Genomic DNA, 236 nt, shown 5'->3' with positions numbered 1-236 from the left:
GGCGCTACGGCGTTTCACTTCTGAGTTCGGCATGGGGTCAGGTGGGACCACCGCGCTATCGCCGCCAGGCAAATTCTGTTTTACCAGCCCGTCATTACGACGCACTGATTAATCTGTATCACGCTGAAAATCATCTCAAATCGCCAAAACAGCTTCGGCGTTGTAAGGTTAAGCCTCACGGTTCATTAGTATCGGTTAGCTCAACGTATCGCTACGCTTACACACCCGACCTATCA

1 rRNA gene is annotated in these 236 nt (G+C 51.3%); it reads right to left on the bottom strand.

The annotated features are described in order from the left end of the window. A 5S ribosomal RNA gene (rrf, locus tag PGS10_RS25045) occupies positions 1–69 on the bottom strand; the annotation flags it as partial. Positions 70–236 lie beyond the last annotated feature (167 nt).

This window comes from Klebsiella sp. 141153, assembly GCF_032601995.1.
GTDB classification, from domain to species: Bacteria; Pseudomonadota; Gammaproteobacteria; order Enterobacterales; family Enterobacteriaceae; genus Klebsiella; species Klebsiella aerogenes.
Note: the sequence above shows the minus strand (reverse complement) of the source record. Positions and strands in the feature narration are given on the sequence as shown.